Here is a 24732-nt window from a genome sequence, read left to right on the forward strand (position 1 = left end):
GATGATGCAGCTTCACGTGTGAAAGTTCAGGAGTGAGTGATGGATAAGAAAAAAATAGCCAGAACCGAAACAGAATGGCGTGAACAGCTGACCCCTGAACAATTCAGAGTATGCAGGGAAAAGGGAACGGAGCGTCCATTCAGTGGCGAGTACCTGAATCATAGCGATATTGGGACTTATATCTGCACAGCATGTTCTTCACCATTGTTTCGTTCTGATGCCAAGTTTGAGAGTGGTTGCGGATGGCCCAGTTACTGGGCGCCGGTGTCAAAAGAGGCGATTCTTTACCACGAAGATAATTCTCTGGGAATGACACGAACGGAGATTCTTTGTGCTCACTGTGAATCCCACCTGGGGCATGTATTCCCTGATGGCCCAAAGCCGACAGGGTTACGATATTGTGTAAATTCTGTTTCTCTTGGCTTTGAAGAATCTGAAAGTTAGAAAGATAAGTTAACCGGCTTTAAGACGCATTTTTGATCCACTGCTTTAGCTTGGCTTTCAGGATTTTTCTGTCCAGCGGTTTACTCATATAGTCCTGCATGCCGTTTTGGAGACAACGGTCTTTATCATGTTCAAGGGCATTGGCAGTCAGGGCAATAATGGGAACGTCTTTCTGGTTATCGTCTTTACGAAGGTTACGACTGGCATCGTAACCATTCATAACGGGCATATTGCAGTCCATCAAAATCAAGTCAAACAGAACATTTTTGCAGATATCCAGACACTGTTGACCATTGCGGGCTGTCTTCACCTGAAAGCCCATCTGTTCGAGCATACCTTCGGTCACCATAAGATTGGTTGGGTTGTCTTCAACCACAAGAATGGTGCTTTTAGAGGGGGGCGTGTTATCTGCGATGACTTCAATCTCATTAGCTGGACTTTGTCCGCTCAATAAAGATTCAAGCTCCTCTCTTAAAGTTGTCAGTGTGCTCTTTCTCACCGGGGCAATGATCTGTATCTGAGTCGGTGTGCCGGGCAGGGCCTGCCCTTGTTGGTAGATAGGAATATAAATTGGGGGAGATTTCAGAAGCTGGCGCACGGGCACGCTTGTGACCAGAACCTTGCTCAGAGCGTTATCAATTTCATCAGGGTACCAGGGGCCATACCAGCTCATTACAGAAGGTTTAAGCCCCGGAGTTTCCAGTGCGTATTTATAGAGAACTTCTGCGAGCAAGGGTTGGGCAAGAATGGTGATGTCGATTGATGAGTTTTGGAACTTTTGGACAGTGTTAGTTTGTTCAGCAGATTGGTAAGGCAGCTGTAGCTCGAATCGGCTTCCCCCTGCCGGATTATTTTTTGCCTGCAGTTTTCCACCCAGGGCTTCTGCCATATTTCTGGACAATGCCAACCCAAGGCCGGAGCCGCCAAATAAACGACTTGTTTCTGCCGATGCCTGGGCGAAAGGCTGGAAAATAGTTTCCAACCGGTCTTCAGGAATTCCAATACCGGTATCAGAAACAGCAATATTAATCCGTGTTGAGGGTGAACTTCCCGGTTGGGCTTTAACAAAAACGGCAACATAACCTGCCGTGGTAAATTTGATGGCGTTACTGACCAGGTTGGTAATGATTTGCTGTAGACGAGTGGGGTCACCTTTTACCATTTGGGGAACGGATGAATCAATAACGCTTTGTAGAACAATATTCTTTTGAGCCGCCTGTTGAGAGAACTGCTCAACTGTTATTTCAATTTTTTCGTGCAGGTTAAAGTCCAGTGACTCGAAGACCAGCTTTCCTGATTCAAAACGAGAAAAGTCGAGAATATCATTCAACAGTTGCAGGAGTTGTTTTCCTGACTCATGGGCCAGAGCTAACCTTTGTTGCTGGCCATAATCGGTAGCGTTTTCTTTCGCCAGATCAACAAGTCCAAGCAGGCTGCCCAGAGGTGTTCGTATTTCATGGCTCATGCTCGCCAACAGGGTTGCCCTTGCCTGTGCCATTTGCAGTGCTCTCTGGCGTGCTTCTTCTAGTTCCTGGTTTGAATCTATTAACTGCCGGTTGCGTGCGTTGAGTTCTGCAGTGCGGCTGACAATACCACTTTCAAGAGTGGCAAGATGATCTCTTAACTGGCGCTCTGCCCGATAGCGGCGTTTGGTATTACTGCTGATGGAATAGAGTAGATTGTTTACTTCTTCTACGAGGAGACCTATCTCATCATTTTTGTGCCCTTCCGGACAGCTGAGATGGGATGAGGAGGGTTCATGGGTTCGCAGTTTACTCAATGATTTTGTCAGCGACATCAAGGGGCTGGTCAGCATACGATAGAACAGCAGCAGAAGTATGAGTGCCATCATTAACCCTTTCACTAACCCTGTGAAAAAGGTTGTCAGTGCGCGCTGTAGAAATGAACTGCCGTAATTAAAGGTATCAACTTCGAGCTGGATAAAACCCAGCGGCTCATCCGGATCGTAATCCACCTTGAGAACCTGACGATAAATACGGCTGCGACCGAATAGGGAATCACTTATCCAGCGAGCCTGATCCTGGCGACTGTCCCGGCGAACATAGCCCAGTCTTTGGTCAGTATCGTCCCGAATTTCTGCACTGATAATAGATGGCGAACGGATCAAGCCATTTAATAGTTCCTGTGCCAGTTCTGAGTCAATGTTGTAGGCAATACGGGAAGCGGGAGCGCTGCTGATTTCAAGAAGGGCTGTTATTTCATCGTCAATGGCTTGGTTCTGGTGGCGATAGTCCAGTGCAATTTGCAAAAAACTGAAAACCAGCCCGGTAATAAATGCGACGACAAGGGTATATTGAGTCTGGCGAAAGGAAAGCCTTTTGCTGAAATGTGTGGTTTTCTCCACGACTGTTGCGCCTTCCTGATTATTGTTGTTTTTCTCCTTTTGGCATTCTATCGCTGTTAGGAGGGGATGACTATCTCTCGCTTTGTTGCTGTCGTCTTTATGAATTCAGCCTTCAATAAGTATAAGAAGTTATGAAATCGTTATTCAAAGCCGGGATCGTCTGATTCCATATCCAGATTTTCCTGATCACCCTGCCAATCGGAATCAATGTCATTGGATGTGTCGTCATACTCACTTTCTTCAAGATCACTTTCTTCGGTATAAGTGCTTTCATCATTGAAATCAGAATCGAAGGCAAAGCTGCTTTTCAGAGAAAAGAGGGTGCTGATCAAACACAGGGAAAAGAGAAGGAAGGTCGTGCGAAGAAGGCTAAGGATGTGGTTAAGGGCATTCTGCATAAACATTGGTTTCAATAGCTGGTGTTGCTGAAAGAACCCAGCCTCCCGTAGCTTAACTACGGGAGGCTGGCATAAGGGTTAAATTGAATCCTGCTTAGAAACAGGCGCCTTATTGTTGATCATCTTCAGACTCTGGTTCTGACACGCGAACGGATGCAGGGTCAAAGCCTTCTTTTATTTCAGCACGCTCCCTGAGCTCTATTGCAAAGCGCTTGGCCTCTTTGACTGCCTCATTGAGCTCTTGCTGTGTTTTCCTTTGTGTAACGAGCTTCTCTTCAAGTGCGCTTAGTTCATCGGATGCAGACTTGTGACTTGTGCGTAGACGTTCCATTTCAGAGTTTTCTTGGTCGAACTTAGACTGTAGATCTGCGGTCTTGGCTTTAGCCGCAACCAGATCCTGCAGTGCTTTCAGTTCGTCTTCTGCCGTTTTCAGCTCGCCGTTTACTTTGTCAAAGTCTGAAGTAGCAGTGTCCCGCTCGCCTTTCAGCTTAGCAACTTGCGCTTCAAGATCAGTTAGGCCTTTCTCCATTGTTCCAGCTGCTGTGGCTGCACTCACTTTGCCTTGCAAGTTAACTTGATTCGCTGTTGCTTCATCAAGCTGGCGGCCCAGATCCTGAACACTGCTCCTGACTGTGATTTCCTCAATACCCAAAGTTGTTACTTGACGTTGTGTAGTGCGAGCCTGTTCACCAAGATCGTTTGCGTTGCGTTCCGCTGCTCTGAGTTCGGTTGTGAGATTATTTACCTTAGCCTCCCACTCAGGTATCGAGTCTTTAGTCAGAGTTGCTCTGGTCGCTTCGAGTTCATCAGTAAGCTCCCGAGAGCTGGTCTCTGAACCTCTTAGAAGATCTTGCAGGTTCGCCAGTTTCTCTTCGGCTTCTGCTCTCTGTTTTAGCAGGCTTTCAGATGCAGCCTCTCTGTCTGCAATCTTCTGTCTTGCCGCTTCAGCCGCTTGTTCGGCGCTCTGGGACTCAACCTTTGTACTATCTACCAAAGAGCTTACTTTTTGATGACGTCCCTCAACTTCAGTGATACGACCCAATGCCTGCTGTCTCTCTTCTTGCATGCCTTCTATTCGTCCTTGAACACGTTTCAGCTCTTCACTGGAAGCAGTCATTTTACCTTCTAGCTCTTCATGCTTGGTAATTGACTCGTTAGCTGCACCATGAGCCTTGTCAGCATCAGTGTTTGCAGCGTCCAGCTTAGCTACAACGTCGCGAGTTACTGCTTGGGCACGATCCAGCTCAGTTTTAAAGCCAGTTTCTTTATCCTGGGCAGTTGTTAATGCACTCTGTAGCGTTTTCGTTCTTTCTGGATGTGCTGCCAACTTGGAATGAATGTCATTCAGCTCCGCATCAACTGCTGTGACAGTTTGAGCATGTCCTTCAGGCTTTTCTCCTTCTGGTATATTGGTGAGTCGAGTAATTTCCTGACTCAACTCATTATCGCGCGCTTTAAGTGATGCAATCTCTTTCTCATAGGCTTCTAGCTCATCGCGAGCAGTCAGCACCTCTTGTTCTGTTTCACGAACGTGAGTCTGAAGTTCATTCTCTTTCTGGGTCGCACTCTCCCGTTCTGCCGTTACCGCTGTCACATGATCGGTAGCGGTTGTCAGAGCTTCCCGTCGCTCAGCTATCAGGGTCGTTTCTTGTTCTATCTGTTTCAGCAGTTCGTTAACTTCATCGGTAATTTCCTGCCGATGTTTTTGGATACCCTCTAGCTGGACATCAAGGTCTTTGACCTGTTCTTCCTCAGCTTGGCGAACCCGAATAAGCTCTTGCTCAAGATCGTGTAGTCGCGCCTGTTCTTCCTCAAACTTCGCCTTCAACTCACCAGCAGAACCTTCCAATTCATCCTTAGTCTCAACCAGCTTGCCTGTTGCTTCCTCATCATCTGCCACTTTTTTGCCGAGGTCATTATTTGCTGCTTCAGCAGTCGATACTTTCTCTTTAAGCTCTTCGATATCTCCTGCCACTTTCTCAATATCAGATGTAAGAGATGTCATTCTCCCTGTGGCTGCGTTATAGGCTGTCTTAGCCTTAGTGAACTTATCTCGTTCTACCTTCTCTTGGGCTTCAAGAGTTTCCAGTTTGTCTTTGGCGGCCGCAAGATCAGCCTTGAATCGCTCAGCATCTGCTTTAGCTTGTGTACTCTTTGTGCCCAGGTCTTTTTCTTTATCTTGAGCTTTTCCTAGTTGGGACTTCAGATCAGTAACGGTTCTGTTTGCTTCTTCAAGCTGAGGTTCAAGCTCAGCTGCAAGGTTTACAACCGATTCTTTATCTTTGGCAGCGTCGCCTAATTGATCTTTAACGCTATCCAGATCTTTCTGGATTTGATCTCTCGCAGATTCGGCGTCTTTATGTTTATCTGTCAGCTCAGTAACTAGACTCTGCGTTTCCAGTTGTTTCTTCCCTATTTCTGCCACCTTATCGTTGGCTGTAGTGTGTTTAGTTTCTAGCTCATCAGTTTCCTGTTTCGTTTGTTCAAATGTTTGTTTTGTTGCTTTGAACTGCTTCTCACGTTCTTCTACTTCTTTGGCCAGTTTTTCTTGGGCTTCTTTAACTTTTGCAAGCTCGGTGCCAGTCCGTTCTGCTTCCGCTTTAGCAGTTTCGTAGTCTTTTCTTAGCTGCTTAGGCTTTTCAATATCGCTCTTAAGCTTGGCTTGTTGCTCTTCGAGGGCTTTCTGGTGTTTAGTTATGGCTCCTTCCAGTTCTACCCGTTTCGTTTCAGCTGTTTCCAGTTCCTTCTCGAGTTTGCTGATGTGTTCGTTGGCAGCTGTTAGAGCTGCTTCCTCAGTGATACCAGTTAGTTCTTTCTTCTTGGCGCTTAGCTCTGTGGAGAGCTTTCCGATATCTTCTTTCTTCTGCTTCAGTTCACTTTCGGCACTGTCAAAGGCTTGTTTCTTGTCTTCCAGAGCTTTTTGTTCAGCTTCAACCCTGGCTTGATGCTGCCTCTCTGTGCGTTGTCTCAGTGCTTCATCAGCGGCGTCTTTAGCTTCCTGAGCCCGCTTCGCCATTGTTTCTTTATGGCGTTTCAGTTCTGCTTCTGGTCCAAAGTGAGAACCAATAACAGGAATGGAGCTGACGAGGTTCTTGAACAGGGATTTAGCTTCATACCAAGGGCCGCCAGGTAGCGTCCATCGGCTCTTGCCCGCTTTGCGCAGGTCATCGAACATGCCTTTAAGGGCATCATCGCTGGAACCGTCCTTAACGCTCTCGCCCAACCTGTTCAATTTGTCCAGAACGGTATGAAGAGCAAGATTTTCATGCTTGGCTATATGATCATCTATCGCAGTTTCTTTTGCGGCAATATCACTCTTAGCTCCAGTAAGTTTGTCGCTGAGAGTGGTTTTATCCTTGGTTGCTTTAGTTAATTTTTGTCGATCTTTGAAATCTCTTTCAAGCAAAGACCTTACAGCCCCTGGTGACTTAAGTTTGAGCTCTGTTAAATAGTCAGAGAGGTTTTTTCTGGCTGTGTCGAGGCCCTCATCGGCTCCTCTTTTCTTTTCTATTTCATCCTGAAATCCCCGGAGTCTCTTCAGACTTTGGTCTGTCAGGCTGTGTTTTGTTGACAGGTCTTTATAGACTTGGTCGACTTTCTTCTGGGCAGCGGTAACTGCTTCTTCGGCAATTTTTAGCTGCTGTTCTGTAGGGACACCATCTTTCAGATCTTTAAGGTCTTTCTCAAGTTTGAGGAGATCTTTGTACTCATCCGAGTCTTCAATTTCAGCCAGAGATGCTGCCAATGCTTCTTTAGGATCCCGTCCTTGCGTTGTTTCATCATCCAGCTTGTTAATGGTCGCATGTTCGGTGGCCGTGAAAAGATCCGACCTGCCTTTTAGATAACGCGAACTGGCCAGCTCCTTAGCAGCTTTAAACTGTTTGGAGCGAGACATCATTAGTCTCTGCACCAGCACACTGTAAGCTTTGCTTTTCGCAAGGGAGAAAGCAATTTTGTAACTACCACGGTACTGGAGCCATGGCATGTGTTTTTCCAGTTGCAGTAAATCGGCAAGTTTGACGTCGTCATAGCCACTGCGGGTTATCATCACCATGATGGGCAGTTCTGCCCCCTGGCTGAAATGTCCATCCATAAACAGGACTGCTTTTTTCTTGCCGGCTTTTATTACAGTGAGATTCATTGACTGCTTGGGCTTGCCGGGTAAGCCAAGATTCAGGTCGTCTTCGATATCAACAACATCAGGCTCTGCGGCAGTATGCTTCTGTTGCTCAAGATTAAAACCATAATCGTTGGCAATGGGCTCGTTAGATGCCCACTCGATTAATGCAGGCAGTTTTTCAAGAATGCCGTCAGACAAAGGTGTAATAACGCTGCTTTTGTAGTCCATCAGGCTATTGAGGTACTTCACGATGGAGTACTGATCGTCGTTATATACGCGTTCAAGGATCCCGCGATCCATCGCGTCAGTCCACCAGATGCGGGTACTGCTCGAGCCAAAACGTGCAGGTACGCGTATCAGTGGCCCTGGTTGGTGATTAAAGTAAGGACGTATAAACAGCGCCAGTTCACCATCTTTTCTTTGGTCACCCATAATTGATGGGTAGAAGCGAACTCGGGTAACGTTGTGTGCACGACTGGTTTTGTCGAGTGCTACAAGAGCCTCTTCGAACCCGCCCCTGGGGTCATCAAAGGGTTTTTGTTGATTAACAAAATCCAGGTCGAGGTAAGCGCTATCTGGCCTGCCGGGATCGTCGGCAGTGCTGGAGCTGATAAATGTCAGTGCAAAGTGTTCATTAAGCTCGGCTGTTTCAAATGGGATGCCGACAAATCCTACAGAATTCACAACATGTTGACGCATTGCGTCCGGAATGTTGCTCCCGATCATATAGCTATAAGCCAAACCACGCTTTAGCAGACGCCATGCCATAACTCCATTCGGGCTATTGGCGAAATCTGGTGATTTGAAAAAATCTGCGTTGGTGGCAAACAGTCGCCACATCAGTTCGGTTACAGTGTCGGTAGATGCAAGGTCACCAATGGCCTCGCCAAAACGCCAGGCGTAGTCAGCTACTTTTTCAGGGTTCGCCCGCCAGAGCTGGTGGAACTGTAAGCCTGCAGTGGTTGAAAGGGTATGAAGTGCAGCAATAGTGAGCAGTGGCATTATTTCGCCAGAAAGAGCTTCATACGCACGATCTGTAAAGGTGTAAGGGTGTTTGGAAAGACCCTCTATTTTATACGCGGGCAGCCATCCCCATTCAGGGTGATTACGGAGAGTATCCTGAAGTTGTGGTGATGAAGCAAACCCGTTGCTTCCAGCAAGAGCTCCCCCCAGAACCCTGAAGTTATCCACATCTGTAGAAGCCATAGCTTGTGTGGAAACAGCAATACTGGCAGTTAGCAATAGACGACTGGAATCGATCTTAGGGCTCTGAATACCTGGCATAGTCCTTCCTCTGCACACTCCGGCAGAATGAGCGTTAAACGCGTGATTGAAATGGATAGGGGGTATATCTAGCAGGGGTTTACGGTCTTGCAAGGAAGGGGGTATAAAAAACCGAAATAATAGTGCCTGATTTATCTAATGTTATATGGGCTAATACAGGTATGTATTTTGGTTATAAAAACAGCGGTGTAATAGAAGATAACTGTCGGGTAATTTGCTTTTTGAGGGGGCGTCAGAAGGGAAACAGGCGGGGAGGTATCCCCGCCCGTGCCTGATCAGGCTTCAGCAGCGTCTTTCTTTTCGTAGAAAGAGATGCCTTCAACTTCGTTGGTGATCCAGGTGCCTGCCTGGCCTTCAACGATTTTTTCAACGTCGTACAGGCTGCCGATAGCGGCGAAGCGGCCACCTTTCTCTACGAAGTTAGCGCAGGAGTCGATTTTTGGACCCATGGAACCGGCTGGGAAGTCCAGCTCGCCAATGCCCTGGGTAGAAGCTTTGTGGATTTCTTTCTGGTCTGGCTGGCCGAAGTTTACGCAAACGGCGGAAACATCAGTCATGATTACCAGAGCGTCAGCACCCATTTGCTCAGCCATCAGGGCTGCGGTCAGATCTTTGTCTACTACCGCTTCAACGCCAGACAACTTGCCTTCTTCATCCTTGCGAACTGGTACGCCACCACCGCCGGAGCAGATAACCAGAGCGCCCATTTCAGACAGTTTCTTAACCATCTCAACTTCTACAATGCTTTGAGGCAGAGGAGAAGGTACTACTCGACGGAAGTATTCGCCGTCAGCTTTGATATCCCAGCCTTTTTCTGCGGCCAGAGCTTCAGCTTCTTCCTTGCTGTATACAGGGCCAACAAATTTGGTTGGGTTCTGGAATGCAGGATCGTTGTTATCAACCAGAGTCTGGGTAACCAGTGTGGCCACCTGTGCACCTGGCATCTGGTTGTACAGTTCCTGCTCCATCATGTAACCGATCATGCCGGCAGTTTCTGCGCCCAGAACGTCCAGTGGGTAAGGGGACACTTTGTCGTAAGCGGCGTTTTGCAGAGCCAGCAGGCCAACCTGTGGGCCGTTGCCGTGAGTCAGAATAACTTCATGCTTCTGGGCTACGCGGGCAATAACTTCTGCAGCTTTACGAATGTTTTCACGTTGAATGCTTGCTTCCAGAGGTTGACCGCGCTGAAGCATGGCGTTGCCGCCAAGTGCGATAACAATACGCATCTTGTTTTCCTTGAATCCAGTATGTGTTCGGACGCATAAGAAAGAGGGGGTAGCTCTAGATTACAAGCGTCCAGTCAGTGGTGGAGATACTCTCCAGTAGGTAATTGACATCATATTCCTCTTGTATTCAGAGGAAATAAGTAGATGTTCTTAATACCCATTAATTCTGCTAATATTCGGTAGCATCCTGAAAATCTTCAGTCAGGCCTAACATCGCAGTTGCCAGTATTGTCATTCCTTCCCTGCTTTCTGCCGTTTTTGAGTGAAAAGAGTCCAAGCTCTGTCACCAATATCCGGGGAGGAAGAAATGCATACATCTCGCTATTTAAAATTCGTTATTGCCGGGCTTGCTCTGGCCGCCCAGGCCAGCTTTTCAGACGGTTTGAATCCCTATGCCGCAGTGAAGAACGGCCAGCCGGGAAATTTCAGCTATTACCTGCTGGCACAAAGCTGGGTTCCACAATTCTGCGCTACACACTCAGATGAGAAGAACTGCTCTTCACCCGCAGTCATCAATATGACAACACTGGGCCTTCATGGGTTCTGGCCTCAATATCTGGATACCTCCAAATACCCCAGTGATTGTTCTTACAGTCCGGGTTGTAACTACAGCAAGGACATCTGTGGGTTGAACTGGACCAATATCACCAGCGAAACCAAGAAGTTTCTCGAAACTGTGATTCCGGTTGGCATGAAGGATCTGTTAAACCACGAATGGGAGAAGCACGGCACCTGCTCCAACCTTACCCAGGAGGTTTACTTTGACGATGTTGAGTCAGTATTTCTTGAAGTCCCTACCGCGAAAGTGATCTCTCAGAACGTAGGCGGTTACGTGACTTATCCTGAGTTGCAGGATGCTTATGACTATCGTGCTCTATTCCAATGCCAGCGAGACAACAAAGATGGTCGTTATTATTTAAGTGGTGTTTACACGTGCTGGGGGCATGACGCCAAAACACAGCTCACCTGTGATACTTACGAAATGCAAAGCGACCTTAACAGTTGCAGAGAAGTCTCAGGGAATATCTATATAAGACAGCTGAAAGGCTTTTGATAACAGGGCATGGAGATGGGAGAAGTTTCCATGTTTTTGTGCTTAAGGCTTTTTGCTCTCTAAAAGACTGTCAGGCATAAAAAAACCGGCGAATAACTCGCCGGTTTTTTTGTTTAACAGCTAAAGGAGTTAGCTGATTATGCCGCTTCTGCAGAAGACTTGAACTCGCCCAGCAGTTCTTCGATCTTAGCAACGTACTCTTTGTACTCGCTGGATTCGAAGTGTGCGTAGTTCAGGTTCTTGAACAGACCAGTCAGCTTCACGAAGAAGTCACGGGCTTCTTTCTTGTCGCTGAATTGCAGTTGGTTGCGGGCAATGTCTACGATCAGGCCGAAGCAGAACTGCTGACGTGCCATTGGGCAGGCCGCGTCGATCTTGTCGAAAGCGTCCTGCTGCAGGAAGACCATGTCCAGGAACAGTGCTTTCTGGTAGGTCACGTAGTCAGCCAGAGTGACACCTTCTTCACCGGTTACCTGCATCATCTGGTTGATGCTTTCACCAGTTACGATCAGGCTCTGCATTTCCTTAACGTCGCTAACCCAGGTTTCGGAGATGTTTTCTTTGTACCAGGGAGCCAGCTGTTCCAGGTAGCGGGACCAGGAGATCAGTGGATCTACAGCCGGGAAGAAACGTTTGTAGGCACGGTCGTAAGACAGACCCAGGAAGCACTTCACGGTCGCCAGAGTGGACTGGGTCACAGGCTCTTCGAAGTTACCACCAGCAGGAGATACGGTACCGATCATGGTCATGGAGCCACTTTCGCCGTCTTCGTTGGTGATAACGCCAGCACGTTCGTACAGACCCTTGATAGCGGAGTCGATGTAAGCCGGGAAGCCTTCTTCACCTGGAATCTCTTCCAAACGGTTGGAGGTTTCACGCATCGCCTGTGCCCAGCGGGAAGTGGAGTCGGCCAGCAGCAGAACGTTGTAACCCATCTGACGGTAGTACTCACCCAGAGTCATGCCGGTGTAGATGGAAGCCTCACGTGCCGCAACCGGCATGGAGGAGGTGTTACAGATGATGGTGGTACGATCCATCAGGGTGCCGGATCCAGTTGGGTCAGACAGCTGAGGGAATTCAGTGATGGTTTCTACAACCTCACCGGCACGTTCACCACAGGCGATAACGATTACGATATCAACGGAAGCGTACTTGGACAGAGTGTGCTGCAGCACAGTCTTACCAGCTCCGAATGGGCCAGGGATACAGCCGGTGCCACCACGGGCGATTGGCAGGAAAGTGTCGATCAGACGCTGCTGAGTAATCAGAGGCTCGGAAGGGAACTGGCGAGCTGTCTTACCGCTGCGGCCCAGAGTTTCAGCAATAGATTGCTTCACCGGCCAGCGCTGAATCATGTTCAGCTCGATCTCTTTGCCCTGTTCGTTAGCAACGCGGGCAACAACGGTATCAACGTTGAAAGTACCTTCCTGAATCCACTGAACAGTCACGGTGCCACGCTGGTTGAAAGGAACCATGACCTTGTGAGTGAAACGGCCTTCCTGAACGGTACCCAGAGTTTCACCAGCACGCAGTTTGTCGCCAACGCGGGCAGTGGCTACGAAAGACCACTCTTTGGAACGATCCAGAGCTTCAACCTGAACACCACGTTTCAGGAAAGTGCCGTGCAGCTGGGCCAGACGTTCCAGTGGGTTTTGCAGACCATCAAAGATCTGGCTCAGACAACCAGGGCCGAGTTCTACAGACAGTAGCTCGCCAGACTGATAAACCGCGTCACCAACACCTACGCCGCTGGTGTCTTCGAAAACCTGGATATCTGCGCTGCGGCCGTTTACACGCAGAACTTCAGACATCAGTTTTTCGTCGAGGTCTTCGTTTTCTTTGCGGCTGGGAGCCACGTAGACCACTTCGTTCTTGACCAGACGAGTTTCATCGCTGGCCGCTTCAATGGTGAGAATGTCACCATTTACCGCAACCACTCGGGCTGTGGCAGTTGTCTCACCTTTGCTTTTAAAATCAGTGCTCATAATCTTCTGTAATCCTCGCCCAATTCGTTTACGAAAAGCACACTTCAGAGTGGCTACGAAAGGCTCGCTTAAGTACGGTCACTTGCAGGCAGCTGATCTTTAAAGTCACCAAGACTGTTCTCGATCAGGGTGCGGAAGCGAACCCGGGCTTTGTCAGTGTCGTAGGCTGTCCACCGAGCCACCAGATTCCAGCGCAGTACGTAGATAACGACGGCTTCAAAATCGTGGCGGTGCTTCATGGCCAAATGGTTCAAGTGTTCCCAAACGGCCTGAAGCAGAATCTTTTCCAGAGTGACGCATTCACCGTTGCGCAGACACTCGTTCACCTTTGGGATCCATGGGAACGCACTTCCCAGACCAAGAGTGGGTGAATTCCAGTGGCTGCGGATGTATTCGTAGCGAGTACCATAGCTCCACTTGGGAACGGTTGGCGCCTGCTGACCTGCGTGTTTTCTGCGCAGGGCCGCAATAATAGTGCGCATGTCCAGGCGCCAGTCGATCAGGTCATTCAGAGCCTGACTTCCAAGAGTTGCCCGGGCGCGCTCGGCCTGACGAATCAAGGCGGTTTCGTCAACATCGTCGCCCAGATGATCCCAGTGCAGCAGGTTTTCGATCGCTACCAGACGTTGCTGGTCCGCGGTGTTCAGCATGGACAAACGTTTGTCGAGCTGAAAGCGGGAGATCGGAGTGATCTTGCTGCTGAACAAGGAGTCAATATGAGGCAGCGAAGTCAGTAAGGTGTAATAGGCATTTTCTGCCATGACTTGCTCCGTTGCGTTTGTTCAAAGACTGCTTTACAGAGACTGTTCGGGAGGCAGGATCGCTGCTCCCGAACAGAATGCAACCTTACCTAGCGGATGGTTACTTGATAGTACCTTCCAGCAGCGCACGGAAGCGGGGCTGCAGATGCTTCAGCAGCATTTCGCTCACTGCTGCATCATCCAGTTCCACCTCAATGTTTTTGTCGTTCAAGCGGAAAGTCACGCCGGACTTCTGCTCTTCGCTGACTTCAAAGGTTACGCCGTCTTTCAGCATTTCCATGCCGTTGCGGGCTACAAAGTAACCCAGAGTGCCTTCTTTCAGCTCTTCTGGGTTAGCGCGCAGGGCGTCAACACCTACTACCTTGCTTGGCAGGATAGCTGCGATGTTGTTTTCAGCTTTCAGAGAGCTGCGACCGGCAACTTCCAGAATCATGTTCTGAAGAATGCCCTGGTCTTGCATTTCACTGGAAACAGCTTCGCCAATACGGTTGGAGAATTTCTCCATCAGGTAGGCTTTCAGTTCCAGTACCGCGTTGCGGCCAGCCAGTTCCAGAGACTCTTCACCGGATTTTACGGTGAACTCAGCTTCTTTCCTGGCCTTGGAAGTGATGGACTCAGCTTCCTTCTTTGCTTCAGCAACGATGCGTGCAGCTTCTTCGCGAGCCTGTTCGATCAGGCGCTCGCCTTCTGTGCGGCCGGAGCTAACGCCTTGGCTGCGCAGTTTTTCGATCAGCTGCTGTACGCCTACTGAGATTTGTTCGTTAGTAACGCTCATCAGTATCCCTCTTAATTCTTAATGGCTGGGATCAGGCGATTGCCTGACCCAGAACCAGTGCGAATACGAAGGCGAATACCGCGAAGCCTTCTACGATAGCAGCAGGAGCGATAGACAGACCGAAGACTTCAGGCTTGTTCTTGGAAGCATTGATACATGCAGCAACTGCCTGACCCTGGTAGATGGCGGAGTACATCAGGGCAATACCAGTGAGCAGGCCAATACCGAACAGGCCAGCTGAAGTGGCCATGGTTACACCCAGGCCAGACAGGGTGAACATGATTACGATACCGTAGATAACCTGGGAAGAAGGCATCGCGGAAACACCCACGAACTTACCGTAACCGGATTCAACGTCCAGCATAGCGCCACAGGCAGCCTGACCAGCGACAGAACAGCCGATAGCAGAACCAACAGCACCCAGTGCAACCGGTGCGAATACGCCGACCCAGCCCAGAGCAATAATCAGTTGTTCCATTTTCAATCCTCTTGTTTACGAAACGCTTTAAATGGGTAGCCTTCGTCAGACATACCCCAGTTAACAAATTCAATAACGTTGAGACGCATACCGTGTACCACGCCACTCATGATGCAGAGTGCGAAGTTCAGTACGTGACCAAGCAGTAAGATCAAACCAGCGAACAGAACACCGGTTACCGGGCTGCTGTTCAGGGCATCTGTTGCCAGATTATTGAAGGTCATGGCCAAAGAAGCACCGGACAGACCCAAAGCAAACAAACGCATGTAGCTCAAAACATCACCAAAAGCACTGGTGACGTTATAGACACCTTTCAGGCCATCGAGTATGCGCAGCAGAAGACTTGCGATACCGGTGATTTTCCGTTCACTGGTGAACAGGAAGATCAGAACCGCACCAAGAATCATCAGTGCAGGACCTGCTGTGTCGGCAAAGAACACTGGCAGGTAGTTGCTCTTGGCAAGATAAAGACCAAGACCACCACCCATCAGCAGTGCCCAACCCAGAGGGGCCAGAGCTGTACTTCGCTGACGATTCACCCAGGCACTCATGCAGTTGGCAATCACCAGGTGAGCAACACCGATGGCGATAGACAGTGACATCATCGCGCCGTAGTCATTCAGATCGATAAATGCGATCTTGCCGAGCAGGGAGGTTTCGTCAGGAGAAACACCAAAGTAACTGCCGATCAGAACACCCCAGACCACACCCAACAGAGACATGAAGTAACCCATGTTCTTCAGGCGGATACCACCAGTGCTAGCGTTGAGCTTGCCGCGGTTCATAAAGATAATGCCGGCGAAAATCGCACAGTAAGCGGCATCACTCATGATCATGGCAAAGAACAAGGCAAAGGAGTAAAACACCATGTTGCCCGGATCCCATGCCCGGTAGCTTGGAACCTGGAAGAAGCTGAAGGCTTCGCTGCCACCACCGGTAGACTCCTGGCTTTCCAGAAGAGTGGGGGGCACGTCGTCTTCAGTTGGCTCTTCAATAGTTACCGCTGCAGGCTGAGCATCAACAAACTTGCGTACATCTTCTTCCCGGTCGGCTGGCATCCAGCCAGACAGCAGGAAGAACTGGTCTTCGTCCAGAACACTGTTGCTGACATCTGCCAGAACTTTTTCATCTTCAAAGCGGGCAACCGCCTGGCCGATGATGTAGATCCAGCGAGTCAGACTTTCGCGTTCACCCTGGACGTCTTCCAGACGCATTTCTGCTGCTTCCAGCATCTCTTCCAGTTCAGAGAGAGAGTGCTCACCTACGTGAGAGCGCTTAACCGGCAGGATTTCTGCGTCAGGTTCTTCTTCAGAAAGAACCACAACGTAGCAATCCTTGTTATCCCGGTGAACAACTTCACAGGGCAGCTCTAAAGCGTTAACAGCTTCCATGTCTTTCTGTGGTACGACATAGAACCACAGGCGGACATTGGCCATGTCACTCAGGTCTGGGAAGGAGAATTCACCCCAGGGGCGAACTTCCTGAATCCGCTTAACCAGTGCGTCACGTTCATCAGAGGCATGGCGATGCTGGAGTTTGTTATCCAGAACGCTGGCCACAATAGAGTCAGCTGTTTGCTCACCAGCAGTTTTGGCTTCGCGGCGCTTGGTTGGGCAGCTGGTCAGCCAGTTCAGTGCGTCTTTGGCAGACTGAGGTTCGGTCAGTTCGCCTTCACCACTCTGAGCTTCTGTCAGTGGTATCAGGTGCATGCAGCCCAGACTTTGCAGCCCGCGCAGCAGAGCATCTTTTTCACTGGCCAGCCCGTAGAGGGTGATTTTTTTGAGCGCTTTAATACTCATACACGTCCTCTCCTTTAGCTGGCCGCGGCGGCTTTGGCAGCTGCGCGCTCTTTCAACATGAGCGCTTCCGCGGCATCCATTTTGCCTTTCGAGATCTTGGCGTTTACAACACCAGCCCGATCCTGGTCGGACAGGAAGATCTTGATCTTGGCAATGTTCTGCTTGGTCTTAGGAATCAAAACCTTGGAGAACAGGTTCACCCGCTGAGAAGTTGTTTTGGTTGCGGCGCTGATTTCCTGGTAACGCAGTTCGCGCACCTGGCTTTCAACGTACAGTTCAACCATCTCTTTCAGCTTTTCAACCAGAAAGTCGACCCAGTGAGGTTTGGTCAGGAAGCTGTATGGCTTCACTTCCACCTCAACACGTTCCAGCAGGGGAACGCTGGTGCCAACAATGTTCTGTTCGGTCAGAACCACGTTGGTCACCTTAACCAGATCATCGATGTTGATATCTTCACAGGCCAGCATAGGCAGCTGTGCGGCGATATCCGCTTCGATACGCTCAATACGGTCGTGCACCTCTTTGAGGGCCTCTTCCGCCTTTTTGCGTTCGGCCATCAGCTGCTGACGCTTCAGTTCCAGCGCAGGCAGGTAACGGTTGAACGTTTTAAGGCTGGCTTTTTCCTTATTGAGCGAGCTCTTGTTCAGAGATATTTTGGTGGCCATGGTTTAGGCCTCCGCAGCAGCTACAGCCTCGGCATTGACCTTGGCCTGAACATTGGCAGGCCAGTACTTCTCAACCAGGCTTTGCTTCATCAGCGTTTCTTCGGGAGTGAAACACTCCGCCAGAGTCTGCCAGCAGGTATCCAGAGCTTCTTCCAGAGGCATTGCTGCGTCGAGAGCCATGAAGCGCTCGCGGAAGAAATCACCGAACTTGATGGTCTTGAGGTCATAGTCGGACAGTTCGAAGGCCATGGCCTGCTTCTGCTTCGCATTCACGGAATCGGAGTAGAAACGGATCATGGTGTTCATGATCTGGGAGTGATCCTCACGGGTCTCCTTACCGATAACCATCTGCTTCAGACGAGACAGAGAACCGAATGGATCCAGTACGCCGTCGTGCAGGTAGAACTGACCTTCAGTGATGTAACCAGTGTTATCTGGTACTGGGTGGGTCACGTCGTTACCTGGCATGGTAGTTACCGCCAGAATGGTTACGGAGCCAGCGCCCTTGTAGTCGGCAGCCTTTTCATAACGCTTGGCCAGCTGGGAGTACAGGTCACCCATGTAACCACGGTTAGCAGGGATCTTGTCCATTGCTACACCGATTTCCTTCATCGCGTCAGCGTAGGAAGTCATGTCGGTCAGCAGTACCAGTACTTTCTTGCCTTCTTCTACTGCAAAGTGTTCAGCAGTGGCAAGAGCCAGATCAGGAATCATCAGACGTTCTACAGTCGGATCAGATGCCTGGTTGGAGTACATGATGGTACGGGAGGATACACCCGCGTTTTCAAACTCAGTTTTGAAGAAGTGGTAATCGTCGAAGATCAGACCCATACCACCGAAAACTACAACGTCAGCTTCGGCTTGGATCGCGATACGAGCCAGGAACTGGTTGTAAGGTTCGCCGGATACGGAAAAGATGGGGATCTTCTGGGATTCAACCAGGGTGTTGAATACGTCGATCATGGGAACGTTAGTACGTACCATGCGGGACGCCAGAACACGCTGGGCTGGGTTTACGGAAGGACCATCGATAACAACCTTGGGCTCCTGATCCAGTGCTGGTCCACCGTCGATGGTTTCACCGGCACCGTTAAAGATACGACCCAGAATGTTAGGGGAGTAGGTAGCCTGCATTGGTTCACCCAGGAAGCAGACTGCAGCTGTGGTAGAAAGTCCCTTGGTGCCGGCAAAAACCTGCAGGGAAACTTCGCTGCCTTTCAGCTTGATGATCTGCGCCATGGAGTATGGCTGGCCATCCTGCTCAATCAGGGCCAGGTCACCATTACGGGCCTGTGACTGAGCGCCATCCAGGTTGGGAACTTCCACCCGGATAATATCACCCACAATACTGAGGATGTTGGTATAGCGTATTAGGCTCTGGGACATATTTGTTTCCTGTCCTGAAAACGGAATCGAGGATAAACAGACGCACCGTGCTCACCGGGCGTATATCCAAAAACACACAGCAGTTTTTTTCGCTCATGGCGGTACGATGGAATAACAGCAATGACACCTGTTGGTGTTGTGCTGGTGCTCCAGTAGACGGCTGTACGCTTGTGGATAAACCCCGATGGGGTTCACCTGTTGATCAGACTCCAGGTCAATCAACATGGAACATCGTTAGTACAGTGCTTTGGCGGCTGTAAATGAATACAGCACGCAATACGGCTGACCCGCAAAGCCAAGTTCTGCGGGTTATGTATGCGATAGAGTAAAGGCATGTCGGTGCGTATTTAGTCGTAGTATGTGATTCCGCCTGGGACATCCACCTTAACAAAGGTTCCTGACTTGCCAGTCAGTATGTCTTCCGCAGAATCCAACGCTCCGATGGCACCAAATTTACCACCTGCCCTGACGAAATGGCATACGGATTCTACCTTAGGACCCATGCTGCCAGCCGCAAACGGAAAAGCCTCAAACTCCTGCGGTGTACACTCTTTTATTTTGCGGGAGTCCGGCTGACCGTAATTCGTTTCTACTGCCGGTACGTCTGTCAATAGGATTAATCCGTCGGCTTCTATGCCTTCAGCGAGGGCTCTGGAGGCGCGGTCTTTGTCGACAACAGCCTCTACACCATGGAGTTTTCCTTCGCTATCTCTACGTACCGGAATGCCACCGCCACCACCACAGATAACAGTTATGTCGCCAGAGGCCACAATATGACGGAGTGATGGCAGTTCGAGAATTTCTTTTGGTTGTGGGGAAGGCACAACCCGGCGAAAGTAATTGCCGTCTTCTTTTAAAACCCAGGATGGGTTGGCATTTTTAATAACCTGGGCTTCTTCATAGGTATATACGGGACCAACGAATTTGTCGGGGGCTTCAAAGGCTGGATCACCTGGGTCAACAATGGTTTGCGTAGATACTGTGCAAACTTTTTTACCGGGCATCTCGTTGCGCAGTTCCTGCTCGAACATAAAGCCAATCATGCCCTGAGTTTGTGCGCCAAGAACATCAAGAGGATAATTATTTACCTCTTCATAGGCTTCGTTCATAAGTGCAAGTAAGCCAACCTGGGGGCCATTGCCGTGGGTGAGAACCACCTGATGATGTTTGGCAACAGCTGCGATAGACCTTGCGGCTGTGCGGATATTTTCTCGCTGGATGTGTGCTTCCAGTGGTTGGCCGCGTTGGAGTATGGCGTTTCCGCCCAAGGCCATTACAACAAGCATGTTCCGATTCCTTCTGAAGCCATTACTCGCTCCATGCTGGGAGCAGAGTATTCTGGCTGAGTACAGTTGGTGAACGATGCAGCTTCCTGCAGCACCCTCATTATTCGTAGAGTCTTTTATTCTGAGCGCTCAACATTGTCATAACCGGTCAACACTTATGTTGACTTTGAACAAGTTTTTGAACTCAAAGACAAAACATTGATGTGTATATAGTCAATAAAGGCGAGGGAGCAAAAAAAAGAAGGAGGCATTCGCCTCCTTCTTTTCGATTTCGGTTTAAACCGAACTATCAGACATTACTGGCCGCCCAGTTCTTAGTCACCGAGGGTGGCAACCATGATGGCCTTGATAGTGTGCATGCGGTTTTCCGCTTCATCGAACACGATGGACATATCGGATTCGAATACGTCTTCGGTTACTTCCAGGCCGTTCATGCCGTACTTCTCAGCAACTTCAGCACCAACAGTGGTGTCTTCGTTGTGGAATGCTGGCAGGCAGTGCATGAACTTAACGTGTGGGTTGCCGGTCTTGCGGATCACGTCCATGTTCACCTGGTAAGGCTTCATCAGAGCAACGCGCTCATCCCAAGCGGAGGCAGGCTCACCCATGGATACCCAAACGTCGGTGTACAGGAAGTCGCAGTCTTTAACGGCTTCGTCAACGTTTTCAGTCAGGGTGATCTTGGCGCCAGTTTCTTCAGCGATCTTCTGGCACTCTTCTACCAGCCATGCTTCAGGCTGGTAAGCCTTAGGAGCGGCGATGCGGAAATCAACACCCATCTTCACCAGGCCAACCATCAGGGAGTTACCCATGTTGTTGCGGCCGTCGCCCAGGTAGCAGAACTTCATTTCGTGCAGCTGCTTGCCACGACCGTGTTCAACCATGGTCAGCATGTCAGCCAGGATCTGGGTTGGGTGCCATTCGTCAGTCAGGCCGTTCCATACTGGTACACCGGAGAACTCAGCCAGTTCTTCAACGTGAACCTGCTTGGAGCCACGGAATTCGATACCGTCGTACATACGACCCAGTACACGAGCAGTGTCTTTTACAGTCTCTTTCTTGCCCATCTGGGAGCCGCCGGAGATGTAAGTTACGTTTGCGCCCTGATCCATAGCGCCAACTTCGAAGGCGCAACGGGTACGGGTGGAAGCTTTTTCAAAAATCAGGGCGATGTTCTTGCCCTTCATGCGCTGCTGTTCGGTGCCAGCGTACTTGGCGCGCTTCAGGTCACGGGACAGGTCCAGCATGTACTGGATTTCCTGGGTGGTGAAGTCCAGCAGACGCAGGAAGCTACGGTTACGCAGATTAAAAGCCATGATAATAATCCTGATTACAAGATGATTAACGTTTGTAAAAACGCGATTTTAAACTTTCCTGCCGAAAAGTCGGCAGGAAGAAAAACAGTCGGCCTGTATGAACTTTATAGTGCATATCCTACAGGCCGGGTCATGCTGTGCGAAGCAGTTATTAAATGCCGTCACGTTCCATTGGGCAGCTCATGCAGCGAGCGCCACCGCGGCCGCGGCCCAGATCTTCACCTGGAATGGTCAGTACTTCGATACCGGCCTTCTGCATGTTTTCAATGGTGTAAACGTTACGCTCGTAAGTCACAACGGTACCAGGCTTAACGGCCAGAACGTTGTTGGCGTCGTTCCACTGCTCACGTTCAGCTTCAAATACGTCACCACCAGTTGGGATCATACGCAGGGAGTCGAGGTCCAGAGCGCGGGCGATGGAGTTGGTGAAGCCGTCTTTAACCTGAGTGAAGACGATGTCTTCGTTGTCGCCAGGAGTCAGTTCCCAGCAGTTGTTACCTTTCATGATGTCTGGGTAGTAGGTGAAGCAGTCAACATCCATGTGAGTGAACACGGTGTCGAGGTGCATGCAGCTACGTGCCTTAGGCAGTTCCAGAGCGATAACCTTGGTAGCCTGACCAGTCTTGAACAGGGAACGAGCCAAGTTTTCAACACCCTGTGCTGTGGTGCGCTCGGACATGCCGATCAGTACAGCGCCTTTACCGATAACCAGTACGTCGCCGCCTTCGATGGTGCCCAGATCGTAGTTCTGGTCGGTGTCGCCGTAGTAAGTGTGGAAGTCTGCACCATTGAACATTGGGTGGAACTTGTAGATGGCACGCATGTGCACAGTTTCACGCTTACGGGCAGGCTTAGCCATTGGGTTTACGGATACGCCGCCGTATACCCAGCAGGACGTGTCGCGGGTGAACAGGTGGTTAGGGATTGGATCCAGGATGAAGTCAGTCTGGTTCATCATGCCCAGAGTCGGGCTGCCACAAGTAGAATCCAGTTCGTTAACAGTCAGGCCGCCGATCAGGTGGGAAGCCAAGTCAACATTGGTCAGGCTTTCGAAGTAGGCGCGAACTTCACGAGCCAGGGTGGCACCGTAACGGTTTTCGTTTACCTGACGATCCAGGACCCATGCTTTTGCTTCTGGGTTGGCCAGAGTTTCAGCCAGAACATCACGCAGCAGGAATACTTCAACGCCCTGGTCACGCAGAACCTGTTGGAATGCATCGTGCTCAGCGCCAGCCTGTTCGATACGCAGAACATCATCAAACAGCAGGTCTTCACAGTTAGTTGGAGTCAGACGGCGCAGGGACAGCTCTGGACGGTGCAGCAGAACTTTTTTCAGTTGACCAACTTCAGAGCCGACGTAAAAACGGGACATTACAGATCTCCTGTTTAGAAAATGAACAGGGTTGTTTGAACGGTTGTTTGTAAACCATGTCGCTCAGATCTCCCTGTCCTGCATGCCACTATTCTAGTAGTGGCTGCCATACCTGACGGTGGGTAACTGATATGACTGTCAGTTCTTGTTCGGCTTTCATTTATGCCGCACTGGCAGTTTCACATTAGCGTTTCTGAACGGCTATAAGCAAACCTGTTTTGTGGTGCATAGATTAGCCATGCCGTTTTTTTTTGGCATTGCGCACAAATACGTAATTCGCTGCGGATTTGGCTAGATCATAGACTACTAAAATTGACGGATTTGTAAAAAATATAAACAAAAGTAGAGGGGTGTTTAAAAATAATGGGCTTACTACGGATGGTGTGTGATTTTGCGAGATTCGTTTGATTTGGGTCATAGCTTTATCTGGCTATTTCCTGTGCGTTTTCTTCCTCCTGTTTTGTGCAAAATTTCATCGCTTCGACTATAACAAGGCTCACTCTGAAACCGGGCAAGCATACGTCTGTCGACGTTTTAATAGTTGGTGGTTATTGGAAGTTTGATCCTCCCGGTTTCCCGGCAATTCAGGGCAGGGTTTCTGTTATGAAGCAGTTCAGCTTTCCTTCGGCCTACACAATACTGGTCGCCATTATCATCTTTGTTGCCATCCTGACCTGGATAGTCCCGGCCGGTCAGTACGACACCCGGCTTGATGAAGCGATTGGTAAAGATGTGCCGATTGCCGGTACTTATCATGAGGTGGATCCAAACCCCCAGGGTTTTGAAGATGTAGTGCTGGCACCTGTCGCAGGCTTTTATAACCCGGATACTTATGAAGCTAACGGTATAGACGTCGCCCTGTTTGTATTATTTATCGGGGGCTTTCTGGCTGTTGTGACTCATACCGGGGCGATTGATGCTGGTATTGCCGCAGCTATGTCAGGGCTGCAGGGGAAAGAGAAATGGATGATTCCCATATTGATGTTTGTGTTCTCTCTTGGTGGGACCATCTACGGGATGGCGGAAGAGACTCTGCCTTTTTACCTTTTATTATTACCGGTGATGATTGCGGCGGGTTATGACGCCCTCACCGCTGTGGCCGTTATTATGATTGGCGCCGGTATAGGCACTCTGGCATCAACCGTTAATCCATTTGCTACTGTTATTGCTTCTGATGCGGCGGGTATTTCATTCACCGAAGGTCTTAACCTGCGACTGGTGATTTACGTGATTGGTTTGCTGGTGTGTATTGTTTATGTGATGCGCTACGCCGAAAGAGTGCGCAAAGATCCTTCCACGTCTCTTGTTGCCAGTATGCAACAGTCCAATAAAGATCACTTTCTCTCTTCCAGTGAAGGAGAGGCTCCTGAATTAAACGGCCAGAGAAAAATTATTCTTCTTCTGTTTCTAGTGGCATTCGGAATCATGATCTGGGGTGTGTCATCCCAGGGCTGGTGGATGGCTCGGATGTCGGCTCTGTTTCTGGTGATGTCCATTATTGTGGGTATTGTTGGGCGACTGAGTGAAAAAGAATTTACTGACACGTTTGTTGCAGGTGCTGCTGATCTTTTGGGGGTTGCACTGGTTATTGGTATTGCCCGTGGCATTGTTATTGTGATGAATGGCGGGATGATTACAGATACAGTTTTGTTCTGGGCAGAACAGGCGGTCAGCGGATTGTCATCCATTGCCTTTATTAATGTGATGTACTGGATTCAGATTGTGTTGTCTTTCTTTGTTCCATCAACTTCAGGGTTGGCGGTACTAACCATGCCGATTATGGCGCCGCTGGCAGACTTCTCGAATGTTGGCCGGGATCTGGTGATTACCGCTTATCAATCAGCCAGTGGTGTGGTGAATCTCATTACGCCTACTTCCGGTGTTGTTATGGGCGGGCTGGCAATTGGTCGGGTGTCTTACAATAAATGGTTTTCTTTTGTCTGGCCGCTGTTGATTATTTTGAGTGTGTTGCTGATGGCTATTCTGAGTATTGGTGCTGTGGCTTAAACATCTGTTCA

At 49.6% G+C, this 24732-nt stretch carries 17 protein-coding genes; 3 read left to right on the forward strand and 14 right to left on the reverse strand.

Going from position 1 to position 24732, the window contains the following annotated elements; all coding sequences use genetic code 11:
• The first annotated feature begins 39 nt into the window (after positions 1-39).
• A complete protein-coding gene (gene msrB / locus ACY2RR_RS18190) occupies positions 40-444 on the forward strand; it encodes a peptide-methionine (R)-S-oxide reductase MsrB (RefSeq protein ID WP_490109600.1) in 405 nt (134 codons plus the stop codon).
• A 19-nt stretch (positions 445-463) separates the two neighbouring features.
• Here the strand turns inward: msrB and ACY2RR_RS18195 are convergent, their stop codons facing one another.
• From ACY2RR_RS18195 to arcC (ACY2RR_RS18210), 4 genes are all read right to left on the reverse strand, one after another.
• A complete protein-coding gene (locus ACY2RR_RS18195; protein WP_490109601.1) occupies positions 464-2809 on the reverse strand; it encodes a hybrid sensor histidine kinase/response regulator in 2346 nt (781 codons plus the stop codon).
• Positions 2810-2949: 140 nt separating this feature from the next.
• Positions 2950-3213 carry a hypothetical protein gene (locus tag ACY2RR_RS18200; RefSeq protein ID WP_490109602.1) on the reverse strand — a complete coding sequence of 88 codons (264 nt, stop codon included), beginning with the start codon at positions 3211-3213 and terminating at the stop codon, positions 2950-2952.
• Positions 3214-3316: 103 nt separating this feature from the next.
• Positions 3317-8611: a hypothetical protein gene (locus ACY2RR_RS18205; RefSeq protein WP_490109603.1), complete on the reverse strand. Its 5295-nt coding sequence runs from the start codon at positions 8609-8611 to the stop codon at positions 3317-3319.
• A 275-nt stretch (positions 8612-8886) separates the two neighbouring features.
• Positions 8887-9837: a carbamate kinase gene (gene arcC, locus ACY2RR_RS18210; protein WP_490109604.1), complete on the reverse strand. Its 951-nt coding sequence runs from the start codon at positions 9835-9837 to the stop codon at positions 8887-8889.
• A gap of 307 nt (positions 9838-10144) precedes the next feature.
• Between arcC (ACY2RR_RS18210) and ACY2RR_RS18215 the strand changes: the two genes are divergently transcribed.
• Positions 10145-10891, forward strand: coding sequence for a ribonuclease T2 family protein (locus tag ACY2RR_RS18215; RefSeq protein WP_490109605.1), 747 nt, complete (start codon positions 10145-10147; stop codon positions 10889-10891).
• Between the two features lie 137 nt (positions 10892-11028).
• Here the strand turns inward: ACY2RR_RS18215 and ACY2RR_RS18220 are convergent, their stop codons facing one another.
• The 10 genes from ACY2RR_RS18220 to arcA all read right to left on the reverse strand — a co-directional run bounded on the left by ACY2RR_RS18220 (position 11029) and on the right by arcA (position 22714).
• Positions 11029-12876: a V-type ATP synthase subunit A gene (locus ACY2RR_RS18220; protein ID WP_490109606.1), complete on the reverse strand. Its 1848-nt coding sequence runs from the start codon at positions 12874-12876 to the stop codon at positions 11029-11031.
• Between the two features lie 68 nt (positions 12877-12944).
• The gene (locus tag ACY2RR_RS18225; RefSeq protein ID WP_490109607.1) at positions 12945-13637 is read right to left on the reverse strand and encodes a DUF2764 family protein; all 693 of its coding nucleotides are present in this window, start codon (positions 13635-13637) and stop codon (positions 12945-12947) included.
• Positions 13638-13737: 100 nt separating this feature from the next.
• Positions 13738-14412, reverse strand: coding sequence for a hypothetical protein (locus ACY2RR_RS18230; RefSeq protein WP_490109608.1), 675 nt, complete (start codon positions 14410-14412; stop codon positions 13738-13740).
• A gap of 31 nt (positions 14413-14443) precedes the next feature.
• Positions 14444-14890 (reverse strand): ATP synthase subunit C, encoded by a 447-nt coding sequence (locus ACY2RR_RS18235; protein WP_490109609.1) that lies wholly within the window; start codon positions 14888-14890, stop codon positions 14444-14446.
• Between the two features lie 2 nt (positions 14891-14892).
• Complete coding sequence (locus ACY2RR_RS18240) at positions 14893-16689, reverse strand: V-type ATP synthase subunit I (protein ID WP_490109610.1); 1797 nt, start codon at positions 16687-16689, stop codon at positions 14893-14895.
• A 14-nt stretch (positions 16690-16703) separates the two neighbouring features.
• A complete protein-coding gene (locus tag ACY2RR_RS18245; RefSeq protein ID WP_490109611.1) occupies positions 16704-17354 on the reverse strand; it encodes a V-type ATP synthase subunit D in 651 nt (216 codons plus the stop codon).
• A 3-nt stretch (positions 17355-17357) separates the two neighbouring features.
• Entirely contained in the window at positions 17358-18740 is a 1383-nt protein-coding gene (locus tag ACY2RR_RS18250) for a V-type ATP synthase subunit B (RefSeq protein ID WP_490109612.1), read from the reverse strand.
• A gap of 347 nt (positions 18741-19087) precedes the next feature.
• Positions 19088-20026 carry a carbamate kinase gene (arcC, locus tag ACY2RR_RS18255; protein ID WP_490109613.1) on the reverse strand — a complete coding sequence of 313 codons (939 nt, stop codon included), beginning with the start codon at positions 20024-20026 and terminating at the stop codon, positions 19088-19090.
• Positions 20027-20340: 314 nt separating this feature from the next.
• Positions 20341-21342 carry an ornithine carbamoyltransferase gene (argF, locus tag ACY2RR_RS18260; protein WP_490109614.1) on the reverse strand — a complete coding sequence of 334 codons (1002 nt, stop codon included), beginning with the start codon at positions 21340-21342 and terminating at the stop codon, positions 20341-20343.
• Between the two features lie 151 nt (positions 21343-21493).
• A complete protein-coding gene (arcA, locus tag ACY2RR_RS18265) occupies positions 21494-22714 on the reverse strand; it encodes an arginine deiminase (RefSeq protein WP_490109615.1) in 1221 nt (406 codons plus the stop codon).
• Positions 22715-23317: 603 nt separating this feature from the next.
• On the opposite strand from arcA, the gene ACY2RR_RS18270 reads away from it, so the two are divergent.
• Positions 23318-24721 (forward strand): YfcC family protein, encoded by a 1404-nt coding sequence (locus tag ACY2RR_RS18270; protein WP_490109616.1) that lies wholly within the window; start codon positions 23318-23320, stop codon positions 24719-24721.
• Positions 24722-24732 lie beyond the last annotated feature (11 nt).

This window comes from Parendozoicomonas sp. 2304DJ65-17, from assembly GCF_058148445.1.